15 protein-coding genes are annotated in these 14,778 nt (G+C 27.8%); 7 read left to right on the top strand and 8 right to left on the bottom strand.

Going from position 1 to position 14,778, the window contains the following annotated elements:
• Positions 1–7: 7 nt before the first annotated feature.
• The 3 genes from CURI_RS00245 to CURI_RS00235 form a co-directional block, all read right to left on the bottom strand.
• Entirely contained in the window at positions 8–391 is a 384-nt protein-coding gene (locus tag CURI_RS00245) for a pyrophosphohydrolase domain-containing protein (RefSeq protein ID WP_014966268.1), read from the bottom strand.
• 172 nt (positions 392–563) lie between these two features.
• Positions 564–2,753, bottom strand: a complete 2,190-nt coding sequence (locus CURI_RS00240; RefSeq protein WP_014966267.1) for a M56 family metallopeptidase — start codon at positions 2,751–2,753, stop codon at positions 564–566.
• A gap of 37 nt (positions 2,754–2,790) precedes the next feature.
• Positions 2,791–3,183 (bottom strand): BlaI/MecI/CopY family transcriptional regulator, encoded by a 393-nt coding sequence (locus CURI_RS00235; protein ID WP_014966266.1) that lies wholly within the window; start codon positions 3,181–3,183, stop codon positions 2,791–2,793.
• A gap of 369 nt (positions 3,184–3,552) precedes the next feature.
• On the opposite strand from CURI_RS00235, the gene CURI_RS00230 reads away from it, so the two are divergent.
• Positions 3,553–5,046: a B12-binding domain-containing radical SAM protein gene (locus CURI_RS00230; RefSeq protein WP_014966265.1), complete on the top strand. Its 1,494-nt coding sequence runs from the start codon at positions 3,553–3,555 to the stop codon at positions 5,044–5,046.
• A 262-nt stretch (positions 5,047–5,308) separates the two neighbouring features.
• On the opposite strand, the gene CURI_RS00225 is transcribed toward CURI_RS00230, so the two are convergent.
• Positions 5,309–6,301: an S-layer homology domain-containing protein gene (locus tag CURI_RS00225; RefSeq protein ID WP_014966264.1), complete on the bottom strand. Its 993-nt coding sequence runs from the start codon at positions 6,299–6,301 to the stop codon at positions 5,309–5,311.
• A gap of 184 nt (positions 6,302–6,485) precedes the next feature.
• Here CURI_RS00225 and CURI_RS00220 point away from each other — a divergent pair, with 184 nt between their 5' ends.
• Positions 6,486–7,502, top strand: coding sequence for a hypothetical protein (locus tag CURI_RS00220; protein WP_014966263.1), 1,017 nt, complete (start codon positions 6,486–6,488; stop codon positions 7,500–7,502).
• Positions 7,503–7,568: 66 nt separating this feature from the next.
• On the opposite strand, the gene CURI_RS00215 is transcribed toward CURI_RS00220, so the two are convergent.
• Positions 7,569–8,537 (bottom strand): S-layer homology domain-containing protein, encoded by a 969-nt coding sequence (locus CURI_RS00215; protein WP_014966262.1) that lies wholly within the window; start codon positions 8,535–8,537, stop codon positions 7,569–7,571.
• A gap of 185 nt (positions 8,538–8,722) precedes the next feature.
• On the opposite strand from CURI_RS00215, the gene CURI_RS00210 reads away from it, so the two are divergent.
• The gene (locus CURI_RS00210; RefSeq protein ID WP_014966261.1) at positions 8,723–9,055 is read left to right on the top strand and encodes a hypothetical protein; all 333 of its coding nucleotides are present in this window, start codon (positions 8,723–8,725) and stop codon (positions 9,053–9,055) included.
• 843 nt (positions 9,056–9,898) lie between these two features.
• Here CURI_RS00210 and CURI_RS15975 read toward each other — a convergent pair.
• Complete coding sequence (locus CURI_RS15975; RefSeq protein ID WP_041701290.1) at positions 9,899–10,321, bottom strand: S-layer homology domain-containing protein; 423 nt, start codon at positions 10,319–10,321, stop codon at positions 9,899–9,901.
• A 254-nt stretch (positions 10,322–10,575) separates the two neighbouring features.
• Here CURI_RS15975 and CURI_RS00200 point away from each other — a divergent pair, with 254 nt between their 5' ends.
• Genes CURI_RS00200 through CURI_RS00190 form a run of 3 tightly spaced genes read left to right on the top strand, consistent with a single transcriptional unit; the run spans position 10,576 to position 11,518 of the window.
• Positions 10,576–10,992, top strand: coding sequence for a sigma-70 RNA polymerase sigma factor region 4 domain-containing protein (locus tag CURI_RS00200; RefSeq protein ID WP_041701288.1), 417 nt, complete (start codon positions 10,576–10,578; stop codon positions 10,990–10,992).
• 27 nt (positions 10,993–11,019) lie between these two features.
• The gene (locus tag CURI_RS00195) at positions 11,020–11,244 is read left to right on the top strand and encodes a helix-turn-helix domain-containing protein (RefSeq protein WP_014966258.1); all 225 of its coding nucleotides are present in this window, start codon (positions 11,020–11,022) and stop codon (positions 11,242–11,244) included.
• A 49-nt stretch (positions 11,245–11,293) separates the two neighbouring features.
• Positions 11,294–11,518, top strand: a complete 225-nt coding sequence (locus tag CURI_RS00190; RefSeq protein ID WP_014966257.1) for a BhlA/UviB family holin-like peptide — start codon at positions 11,294–11,296, stop codon at positions 11,516–11,518.
• Positions 11,519–12,216: 698 nt separating this feature from the next.
• Here the strand turns inward: CURI_RS00190 and tadA are convergent.
• Together tadA and CURI_RS00175 are read right to left on the bottom strand one after the other, a co-directional pair.
• A complete protein-coding gene (gene tadA, locus CURI_RS00180) occupies positions 12,217–12,666 on the bottom strand; it encodes a tRNA adenosine(34) deaminase TadA (protein WP_014966255.1) in 450 nt (149 codons plus the stop codon).
• A 10-nt stretch (positions 12,667–12,676) separates the two neighbouring features.
• Positions 12,677–13,831 carry a D-alanyl-D-alanine carboxypeptidase family protein gene (locus CURI_RS00175; RefSeq protein ID WP_014966254.1) on the bottom strand — a complete coding sequence of 385 codons (1,155 nt, stop codon included), beginning with the start codon at positions 13,829–13,831 and terminating at the stop codon, positions 12,677–12,679.
• A 639-nt stretch (positions 13,832–14,470) separates the two neighbouring features.
• Between CURI_RS00175 and CURI_RS14840 the strand changes: the two genes are divergently transcribed.
• Positions 14,471–14,743: an ABC transporter permease gene (locus CURI_RS14840; protein ID WP_014966253.1), complete on the top strand. Its 273-nt coding sequence runs from the start codon at positions 14,471–14,473 to the stop codon at positions 14,741–14,743.
• The last annotated feature ends 35 nt before the right edge of the window (positions 14,744–14,778 follow it).

Below are 14,778 nucleotides of genomic sequence, written 5' to 3'. Positions count from 1 at the left end.
CTTATCTTTATTTTTGATTATCTATAGCTATTTTTAATTTAGGATAAGGATCTTCCCAATATGGGGGCTTTATAGTTTTTCCATTTTCATCTTCATGATGTTTTCCATCTTCCCATAGTTTGTTCATATTTGCATTGTGAACTATTTCAAATATTTCATTCGGTCTTACTCCCATTTCTACAAGTGTGCCTATTGCAAAGTACATTAAGTCTATCATAGCATCTGCTTGTTCGTATATATCTTCAGCCTCTTTAAATTCATCTATTTCTTCTAGCATCCAATCATACCTTTTTTCTACTCTATCTTTTTCTAGTAAACAAGGACTATCTTTATATGGATGTCCAAATTTTTCTTGAAAATCTCGTACCATTTTCCACCATTCATTATTCAAACTATCACCTCTAATAACATGTTTTTATCTATATCTAATTATAATATTTATATAAATTTGATACAACAGTAGTGTCTTTATATTTTTTATCGTCATCAGGTATATACATAAATTATAAAATACACGTAAACTCTTTTGTACTATCTTTAGAGTTTGCGTGTATTTTTATTTTCTACTTTATAAAAGCTTTCAGTATTTCATTCTCATTGTCTAATTCTGTATTTATACTTAGTGTATATATAACTCCATTCTGCTCCCATTTATATATTTTTAGCTTAACATTTTGCTCTGTTTCTTGAGTTATTCTATTGGAATAATGTTCTTGCTCTACTTCATATTTAAGTACTTCTACTTCATCTATATTTATTTTTTCTAGTCCATTACCTTTAGACTTTTCTAATTTTTCAATATAATCATCTGTATAACTTTTTATTTGCCTAAAACTTATTTGCACTTCTGAATTATTCTTTATATCATAGTAACTTTTTAAATCTCTAAGCTTCTGATATTCATTATTCTTTTCATCTGAAGCATAAAGAACTTCTCCTACCTGTGATAACTTCATTGTAAGCCCCTCTGGTAAGTTTAATTTAAATTTAGGAGTGAATCCCAGCTGTTTTTCTGCCTTTCTGAAATCTTTTTCTCCATAAATATTAAAGTAAGGCTCCCAAGACTTCGATATATAGCTTACATTTGAAATATCTTTAAAATGCTTTAGTGATGCTATTATTTTTTCCATATCTACTTTGGAGATTTCACTTAAATACTCACTTCTATCAGAAATATTATCATATCTATAGTATTTAATTCCATACCACAATCCATTAGTCTCCCAGATAAAATACTTTTGAACTTCATAAATATCTCTTAACTCTTGATTTGGGTCATTTTCAAATTTTCTTGTTTTTATTAAGTTTATTCCTTTTATATTAGATATAGTCATTGGTTTCTCTTCTATCGTTACTCTTTCATTATCTTTAAATGTTTTTTTTATATTTTCTACTATACTCTCTGTAGATACTATGTAGTCAAAATGCTCTTCATTATTATTAGTATCTCTTATGTCCCTTCCAAAATCTATTTTTATTTGATTGTCTTTTTCAACATGTATTTGATATAGCTCATAGCCTTCTGGTATATAATCAGGAACTCTAAGATCGAAGCTTATAAAATCTGCTGCCCTCTCTAGGTTATTAAAACTTTTATATGGTACGTCTAATTCTTTATACTTGTGTAGCTCTTTTTGTTCAATATTCATATTTACATAAGTGTCTGAACTAATATTATATCCACTAGCATTAGTTAGCGTAACAGCTGAAAGTAGTGTAATCACTAATGCTCCACCTACAGAAATTTTATATGAATCTTTTCTAAATCGTTTTATCAAATTTATTCTCCTCTCAATTTGATTTTTATCTTCATAGAAATATAAATTTATCAATCTTTTGTCACTATTATTTAGTTTAATTTTAGAAAGTGTTATTATAGTCATTCCATAATCTATAGATTCCTCTTCTCCAATAGTCTCTAATACTAAATTATCACATGCGACTTCTCTGTCTTGTCTCATTTTCTTCATTGAAATCCACACTATTGGATTAAACCAATGAACTATTATCGCTAATATTGAGAGTAAATTCCAGATTAAGTCTTTTCTTTTATAGTGAATTAATTCATGTAAAATTATATAATTTAATTCACTTTCATTGCATAAGCTTAATATCTGCTTTGGAATATATACTTTTGGTTTTAATATTCCGTAGATAAATGGAGTTTTTATCTTATTACTAGTATATATAGAGATATCTTTTTTTAATTTTAATTTTTCTTTAGTTAGATTTAAAATATTGATGGTCTTTAAATCTTTTACCTTACTAAAATTTACTTTATTCTTCTTAAATGATATACTAGATACAAGAACTAATGCCCCTAGAAATATAGTTCCAGTAGTCCATAAGCATACACTTATTTCTATAGCTTTATCTTTTAAAGATATTTTTTCTTTACTTGTTTTCTTTTTTTTATCATTTGTCTTCATTTTTAAATTATCTCTATCTTCGCTTATACCACTTATCCATTTATCATTTAATCTTTCTTCTCTTATATAGATTCTGCTTAAATTAGCTTCTTCATATGTTGTACTTATAATATTTTGAGGAAAAAGATTAAATATACTTATATCGCTTTGTAGAGAAAAGGGTATCAAGAGCTTTATTAATACTAAGAACCATAAAGCATGCTGAACTCTAGGTTTAATATGATTATTGCAAATCTTCTTAATCAGAATAATTATTGTTGATATTAGACTAGCTGTTATTGAAGAATATATAACCCATAAAAATATTTCTTTTAATATATTCATAATAATTTACTCCTTCTTAGGAATTTTAAGAAGATTTTTAATCTCTACTGTTAATATCATTCTTTTTCTCTTTTAAAATATTTTCTAGCTTTTCAATATCTTTTTCTGTTAAATCTTCTTCCTCTATAAACTTTGAGAATAACATATCTAAAGCTCCATTATAAATTCTTTCAAGAAAAGACTTATTTTCTACTTTTATGTACTCTTCATAAGATATTAATGGATAATAACGATAGTTTCTTCCTTCTTTTTTAAAGCCTATTACTTCTTTATTAAGAAGTCTATTTAAAAAAGTTTTTATCGTTTGACCTGACCAGGTTACCTTATGTTCTAATAAGTTTATAATCTCATTAGATGATAAAAAACTTTTGCTCCAAAGAACCTTCATTATTTCTAACTCTGATTCTGATATTTTTGAAATCTTATTCATTTTACCACCTCCTAGATTTAGTCTGAAATTACATTTGTAATTTCAATTATAAGTTTACATTTGTAATCCTATATTGTCAATACCTTTTAAAATAAATTTATTAACATGAAATTCATGAAATTATTAATTTACGCTATTTAGTAGAATAAAAAGGATAGTATTTAGTTCTTCATTTTAGTATTTATATAATCTCATACAATTTTTCTTCAAACTATCGAATCTAGTATGCTTTTATCCATATTTAATTATAATACTTCTATATACTATAAATAATTATGTCATACTCCATTTGAAAAAAGATTCAACTTGATGTAGAATGTAGACTTATATAATATTTACAGATATTATAATAAAAGGAGGATAACAATAATGTGTAAGTCAATTTTACTTATAGGATTTTATAACGAAAAAGCCTTAGGTGTAAGATACTTAGCTAATGCTTTAAGAAAAGAAGGCTATACTCCTCATGTATTATTTTTAAAAAGATTTAACAGTGTAAAGCCTGAAAAAGTAAGCGATAAAGAACTGGAATTATTGGTTAATTTAATAAATAAAATAAACCCTTCATATATAGGTCTTAGTGTAATGTCATCTCTATATTTAGAATCAATATATTTAGTAAGTGAAAAAATAAAAGAAAAGTTTAATATACCTATGTTCTGGGGTGGTGTATATTCAACACTATTCCCAGCAAAAGCTCTTAACTATTGTGACTATGTAATTAGAGGTGAAGGTGAAGGAGCTTTGATAGAGCTAATAAATGCTTTAGAAAAAAAAGAAGATATTTCAAGTATAGAGAATATAGTATTTAGGGATAAAGATAATAACATAGTCCAAAATAATATGAGGCCACTCATCGAAAACTTAGATACTTTAGGTTCTCCTGAAATAGGTGGTAAAAATAAGTATCTTATACATGATGATAGCTTAGTTGAAGGCGATCCTCAACTAAATTCTTTCACATATGAGCTTAGTGCTTCTAGAGGTTGTCCTTTTGCATGTTCTTACTGTAGTTCGATAAACTTAAAAAGGCTATACAATGGAAAAGGAAGATATGTAAGATTTAGAAGCGTAGATAGTGTTATAGCTGAACTTAAAGAAGCAAAGAAAAAGATTAAGAATTTAAAGTTAATTCACTTCTGGGATGAGATTTTTTCAGACGAGCCTGGATGGATAGAACAATTTAATCACGAATATAAAAAAGAAATAAATCTTCCCTTTAATATATGGGGACATCCTCTTAAAATAAATGAAAATATAATCAAGAATTTAGTAGATGCTGGTCTAAATCAAATAGTTGTTGGAATACAAAGTGGTTCTCCTAGAATAAGAAAGCAAGTCTTTAATAGACCTGAGAAGCAAGAAGATATCATAAATTCTAGCAAAGTGCTTTCAAAGTGTAAAGTTCCAAATGTGATATACGACTTTATGCTACAACATCCCTTTGAAACTGTAGACGATCTAAAAGAGACATTTGAATTATGTATGTCTATGGAACCGCCATTTCAATTACAAATTCACGGACTTAACTTCCTACCAGGAACTGATATTGTAGATATGGCTATAGATGATGGCCACTTAACTAATGAAGAATTAGAAAAAATTATGTATAGTTCTATACAAGAGCAATACGATATGTACTGGGGACCAGCGGCAGCTAATAATATTAACGAAAATGATATATGGATTTCTTTAATATATCTTACTCAATTTCCAAGTTTAAAACCTACAATTAGACGCTTAAAAAATGATATCGAAATGGGTAAAAAATTAAAAACAACTATTGCTTTACAAAAAATCATGAAACAAACTAGTAGAGCTAAAAGCCTAGCTCGTAAACTAAAACTAGTTGTTTCAAAGTAAATAACTTTTCAAGTTAATATAAGCGTTATAAGTAATTATTAATAGTTACCTATAACGTTTAATAAAATATCCTAATGTAAGTTTTCTATTATCAGCCTAGTTAATTCTATTCACTATAAAAATTGGGTAAATATTATTAATCATAAAGCTACTGATATGATTAATATTGGATATCTTGCTAATAGGCAAGCAACTACGGTTAGGTTCCATACTGCTATATCAGGCATGAGCAATACTCCTTATGTCATAGGATTTCTTAGCTTTAATTTTCATTAAGTGGATGAAAATGTAATACGGTTTCTATATCTGTAGTTCTACTATAGTGATGTTTGGTTATATATATAGTACAATTACCTGTATAAATTTCATCCTCTTTTACCCAAAGCTCATTTTGTACATCTGTTGTTGTAACGCTATTTATAAATTTACTAGTTATAGTATCATCAATAGTTTCTCCTTTTGAGTTAAGTATATAAATTAAATCTTTCTTTAATTTCTCAATGTTAGTTATTTCTTCCCATTTAATTGTGCATATTATCCCTTTACCATTCTCTTTCAATATTAATTCTGTATCATTTGGAACTAGAAATCCATTTATATATAAGTCTTTTGACTTAATAAGCCAATTATGTTTCTCTGCAATTCTATCTAATATAGTTATAACTGCTTCTACTGTTGCTGTACTTTTAGGATGTATATACAAGTTACTATTGCTTATATTAACACCTTTGATTATCCCATTCTCAACAAAGTAAGATAAGGAATCTAGAGCCCATTCACTAATTTCATCTTTGTCTTTACAATAGCTTAAATCATAGTTTGTTTCAGTATCTATTCCTTTTAATTTTAAAAGTCTTGTTACCATTGTTGCTATCTGTTCTCTTGTTATGTTGTCATTTGGGCTAAACGCATCTTTACTTATCCCCTGAATTATTCCCAGAGAATAAGCTCTTTGTACGTCTAAACTAGTCGTATCTTTAAAAGGGTTTTCTTTTACTTCAATATCATCTCTATTTATATTGCTAACCTTTACATAAAACCCTATAACTAACTCGGTGAATTCTTCTCTGGTTATTGGATAATAGTATTTTTCATCTTTTAAAACGTTTGGTGCTTCTATCCCATTAGTTAAAAAGTTAGATATACCTTGTCCAGACCATGCACTATTTTGTGCAAAAGCAAAACTCGTACTTAAAAATATTGCTACTGAAACAATACTACTAACTAATAATTTTTCTAACTTACATTTCTTCATTTTATCACTCCTTTAATACATATTACCAAAGTTGTCTCTTAAATTCCACATTTCTTATAAATGGTTGATTTTCTTATCATAAATCAGATTGTTATAAGTGTAAGGAAAAATAAACTGGCCAGAAGTTTAAACTTACATTTCAAAAGCATACAAAATATTTTTAAATTAAAGGAGGAGTTTTCAAATGGCAAGTTTAATAACAAATGGTACTGTGTTTGATATTTCACATATTGAGCCTATAAGAAATAATAGTAGTGTGCACTTTAGTAATGAATATTTATTTTACTCTAATAGCCCAGAAACATTTGATTCTTCAGCATTAGCTGATTATGGTAAGTGGCTATTTAAAGGTGATGTTGAAGGTAGTGGACAGGTATATACATGGCATGTTAATAAGACAGGTAGAAGAATCACTTCTTGCTTACTCATATATAATCCTAATAGTTTTGAGATTACAGTAACTTCTACTAATAGGGGTTTAACTAACAATTCAGGTGAACCTGATACAGAAGCATGGAAGTCATATTTCTTAGGTAGTCGATCAGAATCAATTACAATTGCACCGTATGGGTATGGTACATTATTTCAACAATCTGTAGCAAATGGAAGAGTATTTGGAATAGTTGCTAGAACAAACGTTACTAGAAGGGGAAGTTCTACTCCTGCAAAAGCTGTATTTTATGATTTAGCATATGATACTAATTCTGGTGGCGCAAATTCTTATGCAATTGCTCAAAGTAGTCATCAGCGTGGAGTTGGTAATTCATTTTATACTACATTCTACTTTAATGAATTAAATATAACTTCTTCTGGTCCACAAGCTTATTCAATAGGCTCTGGTGATGACACATTTTATGGTGAAGATATGGTTACGATTGTCGATGAAAACAGAGTACCAAATCCATTACTAGGTAATTTTGGTCAACAATTAGAAGTAAATTTACCAATAAAAAACTCAACAGGAAGTAGTGGTACATTTTATGTTTTCCTAGGTAGTAGAGGTGGAGTATGCAATCCTATTGTTAGTTTAGACGGTTCTGTTCATTACAAAAATTGGGTAGGTAATGAAGACTATATGAGAGCTGTTGATATGATAAATGTTGGATATCTAGCTAATGGGCAAGCAACTACAGTTAGGTTCCATACTGCTGTATCAGGCATGAGCAATACTCCTTATGTCATAGGAGTTCGTAAGCTTTAAAGCCAAGAAATCCCCATAAATATGGGGATTTCTTTTTTATTATTATATTTTAGTTTTTATATATTCTTATATTGGCATAAAGTATACCCATGCGCTATCACCGCCTTTGCGCACATATATTTTATATTTATTGGTATAAACTTCATCCTTTTCTTTCCACAATTCATTTTCTATATCTTTTACTATAATTCTATTGATAAAATTATTTATTTTATTATAATCTTTAATTTCTTCTTTTGAGTTAAGTATATAAATTAAATCTTTTTTTAATTTCTCAATGTCAGTTATTTCTTCCCATTCAATTGTACAAATTAATGAATCATCTCCATATTCTTTTAATATTAATTCTGTATCATTTGGAACTAAAAATCCATTTATATATAAGTCTTTTGATTTAATAAGCCAATTGTGTTTCTCTGCAATTCTATCTAATATAGTTATAACTGCTTCTACTGTTGCTGTACTTTTAGGATGTATATACAAGTTACTATTGCTTATATTAACACCTTTGATTATCCCATTCTCAACAAAGTAAGATAAGGAATCTAGAGCCCATTCACTAATTTCATCTTTGTCTTTACAATAGCTTAAATCATAGTTTGTTTCAGTATCTATTCCTTTTAATTTTAAAAGTCTTGTTACCATTGTTGCTATCTGTTCTCTTGTTATGTTGTCATTTGGGCTAAACGCATCTTTACTTATCCCCTGAATTATTCCCAGAGAATAAGCTCTTTGTACGTCTAAACTAGTTGTATCTTTAAAAGGGTTTTCTTTTACTTCAATATCATCTCTATTTATATTGCTAACTTTTGCATAAAACCCTATAACTAACTCGGTAAATTCTTCTCTGGTTATTGGATAATAGTATTTTTCATCTTTTAAAACGTTTGGTGCTTCTATCCCATTAGTTAAAAAGTTAGATATACCCTGTCCAGACCATGCACTATTTTGTGCAAAAGCAAAACTCGTACTTAAAAATATTGCTACTGAAACAATACTACTAACTAATAATTTTTCTAACTTACATTTCTTCATTTTATCACTCCTTTAATACATATTACCAAAGTTGTCTCTTAAATTCCACATTTCTTATAAATGGTTGATTTTCTTATCATAAATCAGATTGTTATAAGTGTAAGGAAAAATAAACTGGCCAGAAGTTTAAACTTACATTTCAAAAACAAAATAAATTGTTTTAAAAAATAAGGAGGTATTTATTTATGGCTTGTTCATTACCAAAAACGTTCCAAGGTGGTAACATAAGATATGACTTATGCGGTTATTCATCAGGTACCGATGTAGAAATTAGGTTTGAATTAAGTACAGCTTCTCACATTTCTATAGGAAGACAAGATTGGATAATGTATTTAGATAGAAAGCAATCAGACGGATCATGGTTACAAGCGGGGTCAAGAACGGGTTGGATTTCATCTTCTAGCCCTTCGGATAGAGTATTTACTAACGTTAGAAGCGGAAAACTTCGTGCAACAGTTGAAATGCTAGATCCTGATAATGTTGGTTTTAAGTATATGTCAGTAGAATTCAATCATTAATCTTACTAGGTTAGTATTGAGCAAGTATACGTTTCAATTTTAAAATAAGCAGCAAAGCAAGGTCTATGAGCCGTACTTTATGTATCGCTCTATATCTGAAATTCTCAATATGGCAGTTAATGACTTCAGGATGAAAAGTATTGCTTATAGACAATGAATCAAGAGTATATGAGGAATGATTCTCAAAGTTCTTTCAAAATCAAACTAAATTATTAAAAATAGGTAGTTGTAAAATAGATTAAAAGGATTGTCTGCTGGACATCTTCCTAATGGTCAAACAACTACAGTTAAGTTCCATACTGCTGTAGCAGGTATGAGAAATACTTCTTATGTTATAGGAGTTCATAAGCTTTAAGATTAAGAAATCCCTTTTGCGGGGATTTCTTATTTTATTAACTCTTAATTTGTTTCATATTCTGACAATATTATAAAGTATACCCATGCATTATAACCATCTTTGTGCAAATAAACTTCATAGTTATTCGTATAAATTCTATCTTTTTCTTTCTACGATTCGTTTTTTATATCTGTTATTGTAACTCTATTAATGAAATCATTTATTTTAGTTGAGTATATATTAAATCTTTTTTACTTTCTCAATGTTAGTTATTTCTTCCCATTTAATTATACAAATTAATTAATCTTTATCACGCTCTTTTAATATTAGTTCTATATCATTTGAAACTAGAAATCCACTTATATACAAGTCTTTTGATCTAATAAGTCAATTATGTTTCTCTGCTATTCTATCTAGCATAGTTACAACTTCTTCTACATTGATGTATCTTGAGTATATAAATATAAATCACTATTACTTATATTTACACCTTTCATTATTCCATTTTAAACTAAGTAAAATAGTGAAGTTAGAACCCATTCGCTGATTTCTTCTTTGTCTTTACAATAACTTAAATCATAGTTTGTTTCAGTATCTATCCCTTTTAATTTTAAAAGTCTTGTTATCATTGTCGCTATCTGTTCTCTCGTTATATTATCATTTGGACTAAAAGTATCTTTACTTATCCCCTGAATTATTTCCAAAAAATAAGCTCTTTGTACCTCTAAACTAGTTGTGTCTTTAAAAAGATTGTCATTTATTTCAATATCATCGCTATCTATGTTACTAACTTTTACATAAAACCCTATAATTAATTCTGTAAATTTTTCTCTAGTTATTGTATAAGAATATTTTTCATCTTTTAGAACGTTTGGTGATTCTATTCCATTTGTTAAAAAAGCTAGATATTCTTTGTCCAGATCATTCACTATTTGCTGCAAAAGCAAAATTCACACTTAAATATATAGTTCCTAAAATAATACCACTGATTAATATTTTTGCTAGTTTACATTTCTTCATTTTACTACTCCCTTAATATATATTACCAACATTCGCCCTAAAATACCATATTTTTTTATAAATGGTTGATTTTTTGCAATCAATTTGGATCTTACTATATTAAACGTATATTTAATTATTGTTGTTATCTAAAGTAATTATGGAGTAGGAGGTATCATAAATAATGAAGGCATATTTTTTAAGTTATGTAAAAAAAACAGTTCAATATAGCGCGATAAAATTTAAGCAAAAAAATAGCAATTTGTACAACCATGAAAAAATGATCTTAACTACATCCAAAGAAGATGAGGAAGATAAGATTAATACTCTTATTGATAAAAATATTGACATAGACAAAGATGCTTTTACTGATTTTAATAATTTTTGTGAGACTTTTGAAAACATAGCCTTGGCAAAAAACTTTCAAACACTGACCCAAAAACAAAAAGAAGTTATCTTTGAAGTAATAATAAATGAAACTTCTGAGAGAGATCTTGCAAAAAAACTAAATACAAGTTTTCAAAACGTAAATAAAATAAAAAGAACAGCCTTTAAAAAATTAAAAGTTAATTTATTAAATACTAATGAAGATGCTAAATAAATAATTAAACTAAGGAAGGTGTATTAAGTGGACCTTGAGAACAGTAAATTAGAAAAACTGGTAGTAAAAGCACAGCAGGGGGATGGTGTAGCTATGAGTACTCTAATATCAATGTTCTACCCCTTAATTAGAAAAAATAGTTATATAAACGGAGAGTTAAATGAGGATTGTGTACAAGAGTTAACTATAAGATTAATAATAGCTATACGAAGATTTAAATTTATAAAGAAAAATACATCACAAAGTTTTTAAATTTTTATATTGAGCTATTATATTTTACTTTAGAAGAGGTGTTATTTATATGGAAAATGAAGTTATAAAGTTGGCTTCTAGTCAAGGTATTTGGTCTGTTCTTTCTATTGTTCTTATATTTTACATTATTAAAACACAGGAAAAAAGAGATTTAAGACAAGAGGAAAGAGAAAAAAACTATCAAAGTATTATTTCAGAACTTACGTCGAAGTTCTACATAGTTGAAGAAATAAAGAAAGACGTAGAAGAAATAAAAGAGTCTGTTATAGTTTGAAGAATCTATATGTAACCTTACATTTTAGAGAAAAGTTATATCTTTAGACTTACTAAAATTATTTGATTAATATTTAATTTTACTTTTATTATAGTTAAAACTTATGGATAACATTCATAAGTTTTGACTATAGCCTTATAATGAATAAACATATACTTCTATTCTACCGTCAAAGAGTATAATAAGCTAATTTAAAATAAGCTCTCTGCGCATCCAAGTTATTTGTATCTTTAAAGAGATTATTTTTTATTTCAATACTATCTCTATCTATATTATAAACCTTTATATAGAATCCAATGATTAACTCTTCTCTAGTTATTCGTTGTGTATACTCTTCATCTTGTATCACATTCAGCATATCTATTTTATTTTCTGAGAAATTAGCTATAGATTGGGCTAACCATATACTATTATAAATAAAGAAGTAGCTTGACTACCTGTGATTAAACTAATTATAACTAAACATATTAAAATCTTTGGTAGTTAAATATATTATATCTCACATTTTTCGCCCTCTCTTAAATTTCTTTATAAACAATATTGTAACAATTTTTAAGTATTTTACAATATTATTTTAAAGTGTAAATTTACTATGCTATTACTTAAGTAATAAATTAAAATCAAGTAACTATTATAAAGTAAATACTGTGCAAAAATAAATATCCCATATCGTGTTCAATTAGTAAATAGTTTTACATCTATCTATACCTTAGTTTTTTAAAAAAATCTTTCATTATAGATGAACATTTTGTTTCTAATATCCCTTTTGTTATTTCTACCCTATGATTAAAGTTCTTATTTTGAACTACATTTATTACAGATCCGCAAGCACCCATCTTAGGATCTAATGCCCCTATCGCTACTTTTTCTATCCTAGAGTTTACTATAGCTCCTGCACACATAGAACAAGGTTCTATAGTAACATAAATAGTACACCCTATAAGTCTCCAGCTTTCTAACACTTCACTAGCTCTCTTTATAGCTATGATTTCTGCATGAGCAGTAGGATCATTTAGAGTTTCTCTCATGTTATGTCCTCTAGATATTATTTTTTCATCTTTTACTATCACAGCTCCTACGGGAACTTCTCCTATTCTTTCTGCCTTGTATGCTTCATTTAAGGCCTCTCTCATAAAGTATTCTTCCATATTATCTCCTTTAAAAAATAAAAGATATAAATCCCTTTACCGATTTGAAAAACATGTTTATAAAATTAGATTTTTTGATATTTTCATTTACAACTAAATCCATCTTTTTTATATTATCTCCATATTCAATTATAATCTCTCCTACTACATCACCTTTTTTTACAGGAGCACTTATATGATCGAACATATTTATTTTTTTGGATATGGCTTGTCCTTCTTTTACTATTCCATACATATCTTCCACTGGATACAGTTGCACGTTTTCTTTTATACCATCTATTATGTTGCCTTCTCCTACCGATATATTTTTATCTAGTATCTTCTCTTTTTTATAACTATTATCCATTCCCATATTTATTAACTCTATACTTTTTGCCGTTCTAATATTTTCACTAGGGGCACCCATTATAATTCCTATTAACATTTGATCTTGATTATTCTCTCTATTTATATCTACTGTTGAAACCAAGCAATATTTAGCTATATCAGTATACCCAGTCTTAAGACCATTTGTGCCTTCGATTACTCCCATCAATGGATTTGTATTCTTAAATTCATATCCTCTATCATCTATTATTTCATCTTTTTTAGTTATATCTAAAATCTGAGGATACTGTTGTATAGTATATCTTGTTAATTTGAGAATATCACTAGTATTCATAGTATTGTGAATATCTCCATCAGGATATCCGTTAACACTTGCAAAGTATGTTTTCTCTAGCCCTATCTCCTGTGCTTTTTGATTCATAAGCTTTGTGAAAGATTTTTCACTTCCTGATATATGCTCTGCTATAGCTATGCACGAATCATTTGCTGAAACTATCATAATGGATTCTAATAACTGATCCAAAGTATATTCTTCTCCAGGTTTTAGCTTAAAAGAGGATCCACCTCTTTGAGCTGCATTTTCACTTATAGTAATTTTATCTTTTAAATTTGCATTTCCCTTACTAATCTGATCCATAGTTACTAAGTAAGTCATTATTTTCGTTAAACTTGCAACTTCTAGACTAATATCAGTATTATATGAATAAAGTATGTCCCCTGTTTCATAATCTGCGAGTACTGCAGCACCCACATCTCTATTATCAAAGCTTTGCGCTGTATATGATATATTAGGCAATAATAATAAAAAACTTAATAACAATGCTATTCTTCTTTTCATAAGCTTCCTCCAAATTATACTTTTATACTACAAAAAAACTCATTATTTTTACTCTTTTATAGCTATTATATCAAAAATATATGATAATTGAATGCACTTTATAAAGTTCCAATAAGAGAAATTTCTATGTCTATATAAATTATATTCTAGATATAAGATTTAATTACAAGTTATTTAACTTTAATGCTTTATTTATGAACGAATAGCCAGACTGTAGATTTATCATTAGTCTATTCAAATAAACATATATGTATATTATGGTTCAACTATAAATATTAATTATATTATCAATATATTAATAAATCCGCTCGTTTTTGTGCTTTAATGTAGAAGTGCTTTTTACAACTACATATGTTTAATTTAGCAACATCATTGAAGAGGAGGATTTTAATATTTAAAAAGGCTATTACCTCCTTCTGGAGTAGGACTTCAGAATAGTATAGATTTATCAAATATAAAATATGCCTTAGATAATATCATAAAAATAAAACATATTCCTAGAATAGCTATTCCAGTAGTTACAATTGCTATAACTTTACTTCTTGGTTTAGGCTTAAGATACTTCTTTAAAACTAGAATAATAACTATTATATATCTACTATTTTAGCAGCTTGGGGTCAACTAATTTTCTTACAAAACATGGGTACTTTAAATACTTATGCTGCTCATGAACAAGTTGGACTATTTGCTGTTACATCTTTACTTATAGGCGATGCATCTGTAACTAAAGCAACCTTTGGTCAGGCGCTACTTGGGACTTTCCTCTTCCACTTATTATTCATAATCTCTCCTGTCGCGGGACAAAATCTTATGAATAATGGTCAGATAGGAAAATTCTTTAGAGTATTTATAGCTTATGATGTTATAGGTATAGCCCTTGCACTTCATGCTTGGCATAAAAAAGCTGAATAATTTTAGTTAAAAAAACCTTGTAGTGAAACTTTGAA

The sequence above is a fragment of the Gottschalkia acidurici 9a genome (genome assembly GCF_000299355.1).
GTDB classification, from domain to species: domain Bacteria; phylum Bacillota; class Clostridia; order Tissierellales; family Gottschalkiaceae; genus Gottschalkia; species Gottschalkia acidurici.
Note: the sequence above shows the minus strand (reverse complement) of the source record. Positions and strands in the feature narration are given on the sequence as shown.

Coding starts and splice junctions, on each gene's coding strand:
- CURI_RS00240 (WP_014966267.1), bottom strand. CDS start 2,753: ATGAATATATTAAAAGAAATATTTTTATGGGTTATATATTCTTCAATA.
- CURI_RS00235 (WP_014966266.1), bottom strand. CDS start 3,183: ATGAATAAGATTTCAAAAATATCAGAATCAGAGTTAGAAATAATGAAG.
- CURI_RS00230 (WP_014966265.1), top strand. CDS start 3,553: ATGTGTAAGTCAATTTTACTTATAGGATTTTATAACGAAAAAGCCTTA.
- CURI_RS00225 (WP_014966264.1), bottom strand. CDS start 6,301: ATGAAGAAATGTAAGTTAGAAAAATTATTAGTTAGTAGTATTGTTTCA.
- CURI_RS00220 (WP_014966263.1), top strand. CDS start 6,486: ATGGCAAGTTTAATAACAAATGGTACTGTGTTTGATATTTCACATATT.
- CURI_RS00215 (WP_014966262.1), bottom strand. CDS start 8,537: ATGAAGAAATGTAAGTTAGAAAAATTATTAGTTAGTAGTATTGTTTCA.
- CURI_RS00210 (WP_014966261.1), top strand. CDS start 8,723: ATGGCTTGTTCATTACCAAAAACGTTCCAAGGTGGTAACATAAGATAT.
- CURI_RS00200 (WP_041701288.1), top strand. CDS start 10,576: ATGAAGGCATATTTTTTAAGTTATGTAAAAAAAACAGTTCAATATAGC.
- CURI_RS00190 (WP_014966257.1), top strand. CDS start 11,294: ATGGAAAATGAAGTTATAAAGTTGGCTTCTAGTCAAGGTATTTGGTCT.
- tadA (WP_014966255.1), bottom strand. CDS start 12,666: ATGGAAGAATACTTTATGAGAGAGGCCTTAAATGAAGCATACAAGGCA.
- CURI_RS00175 (WP_014966254.1), bottom strand. CDS start 13,831: ATGAAAAGAAGAATAGCATTGTTATTAAGTTTTTTATTATTATTGCCT.
- CURI_RS14840 (WP_014966253.1), top strand. CDS start 14,471: ATGGGTACTTTAAATACTTATGCTGCTCATGAACAAGTTGGACTATTT.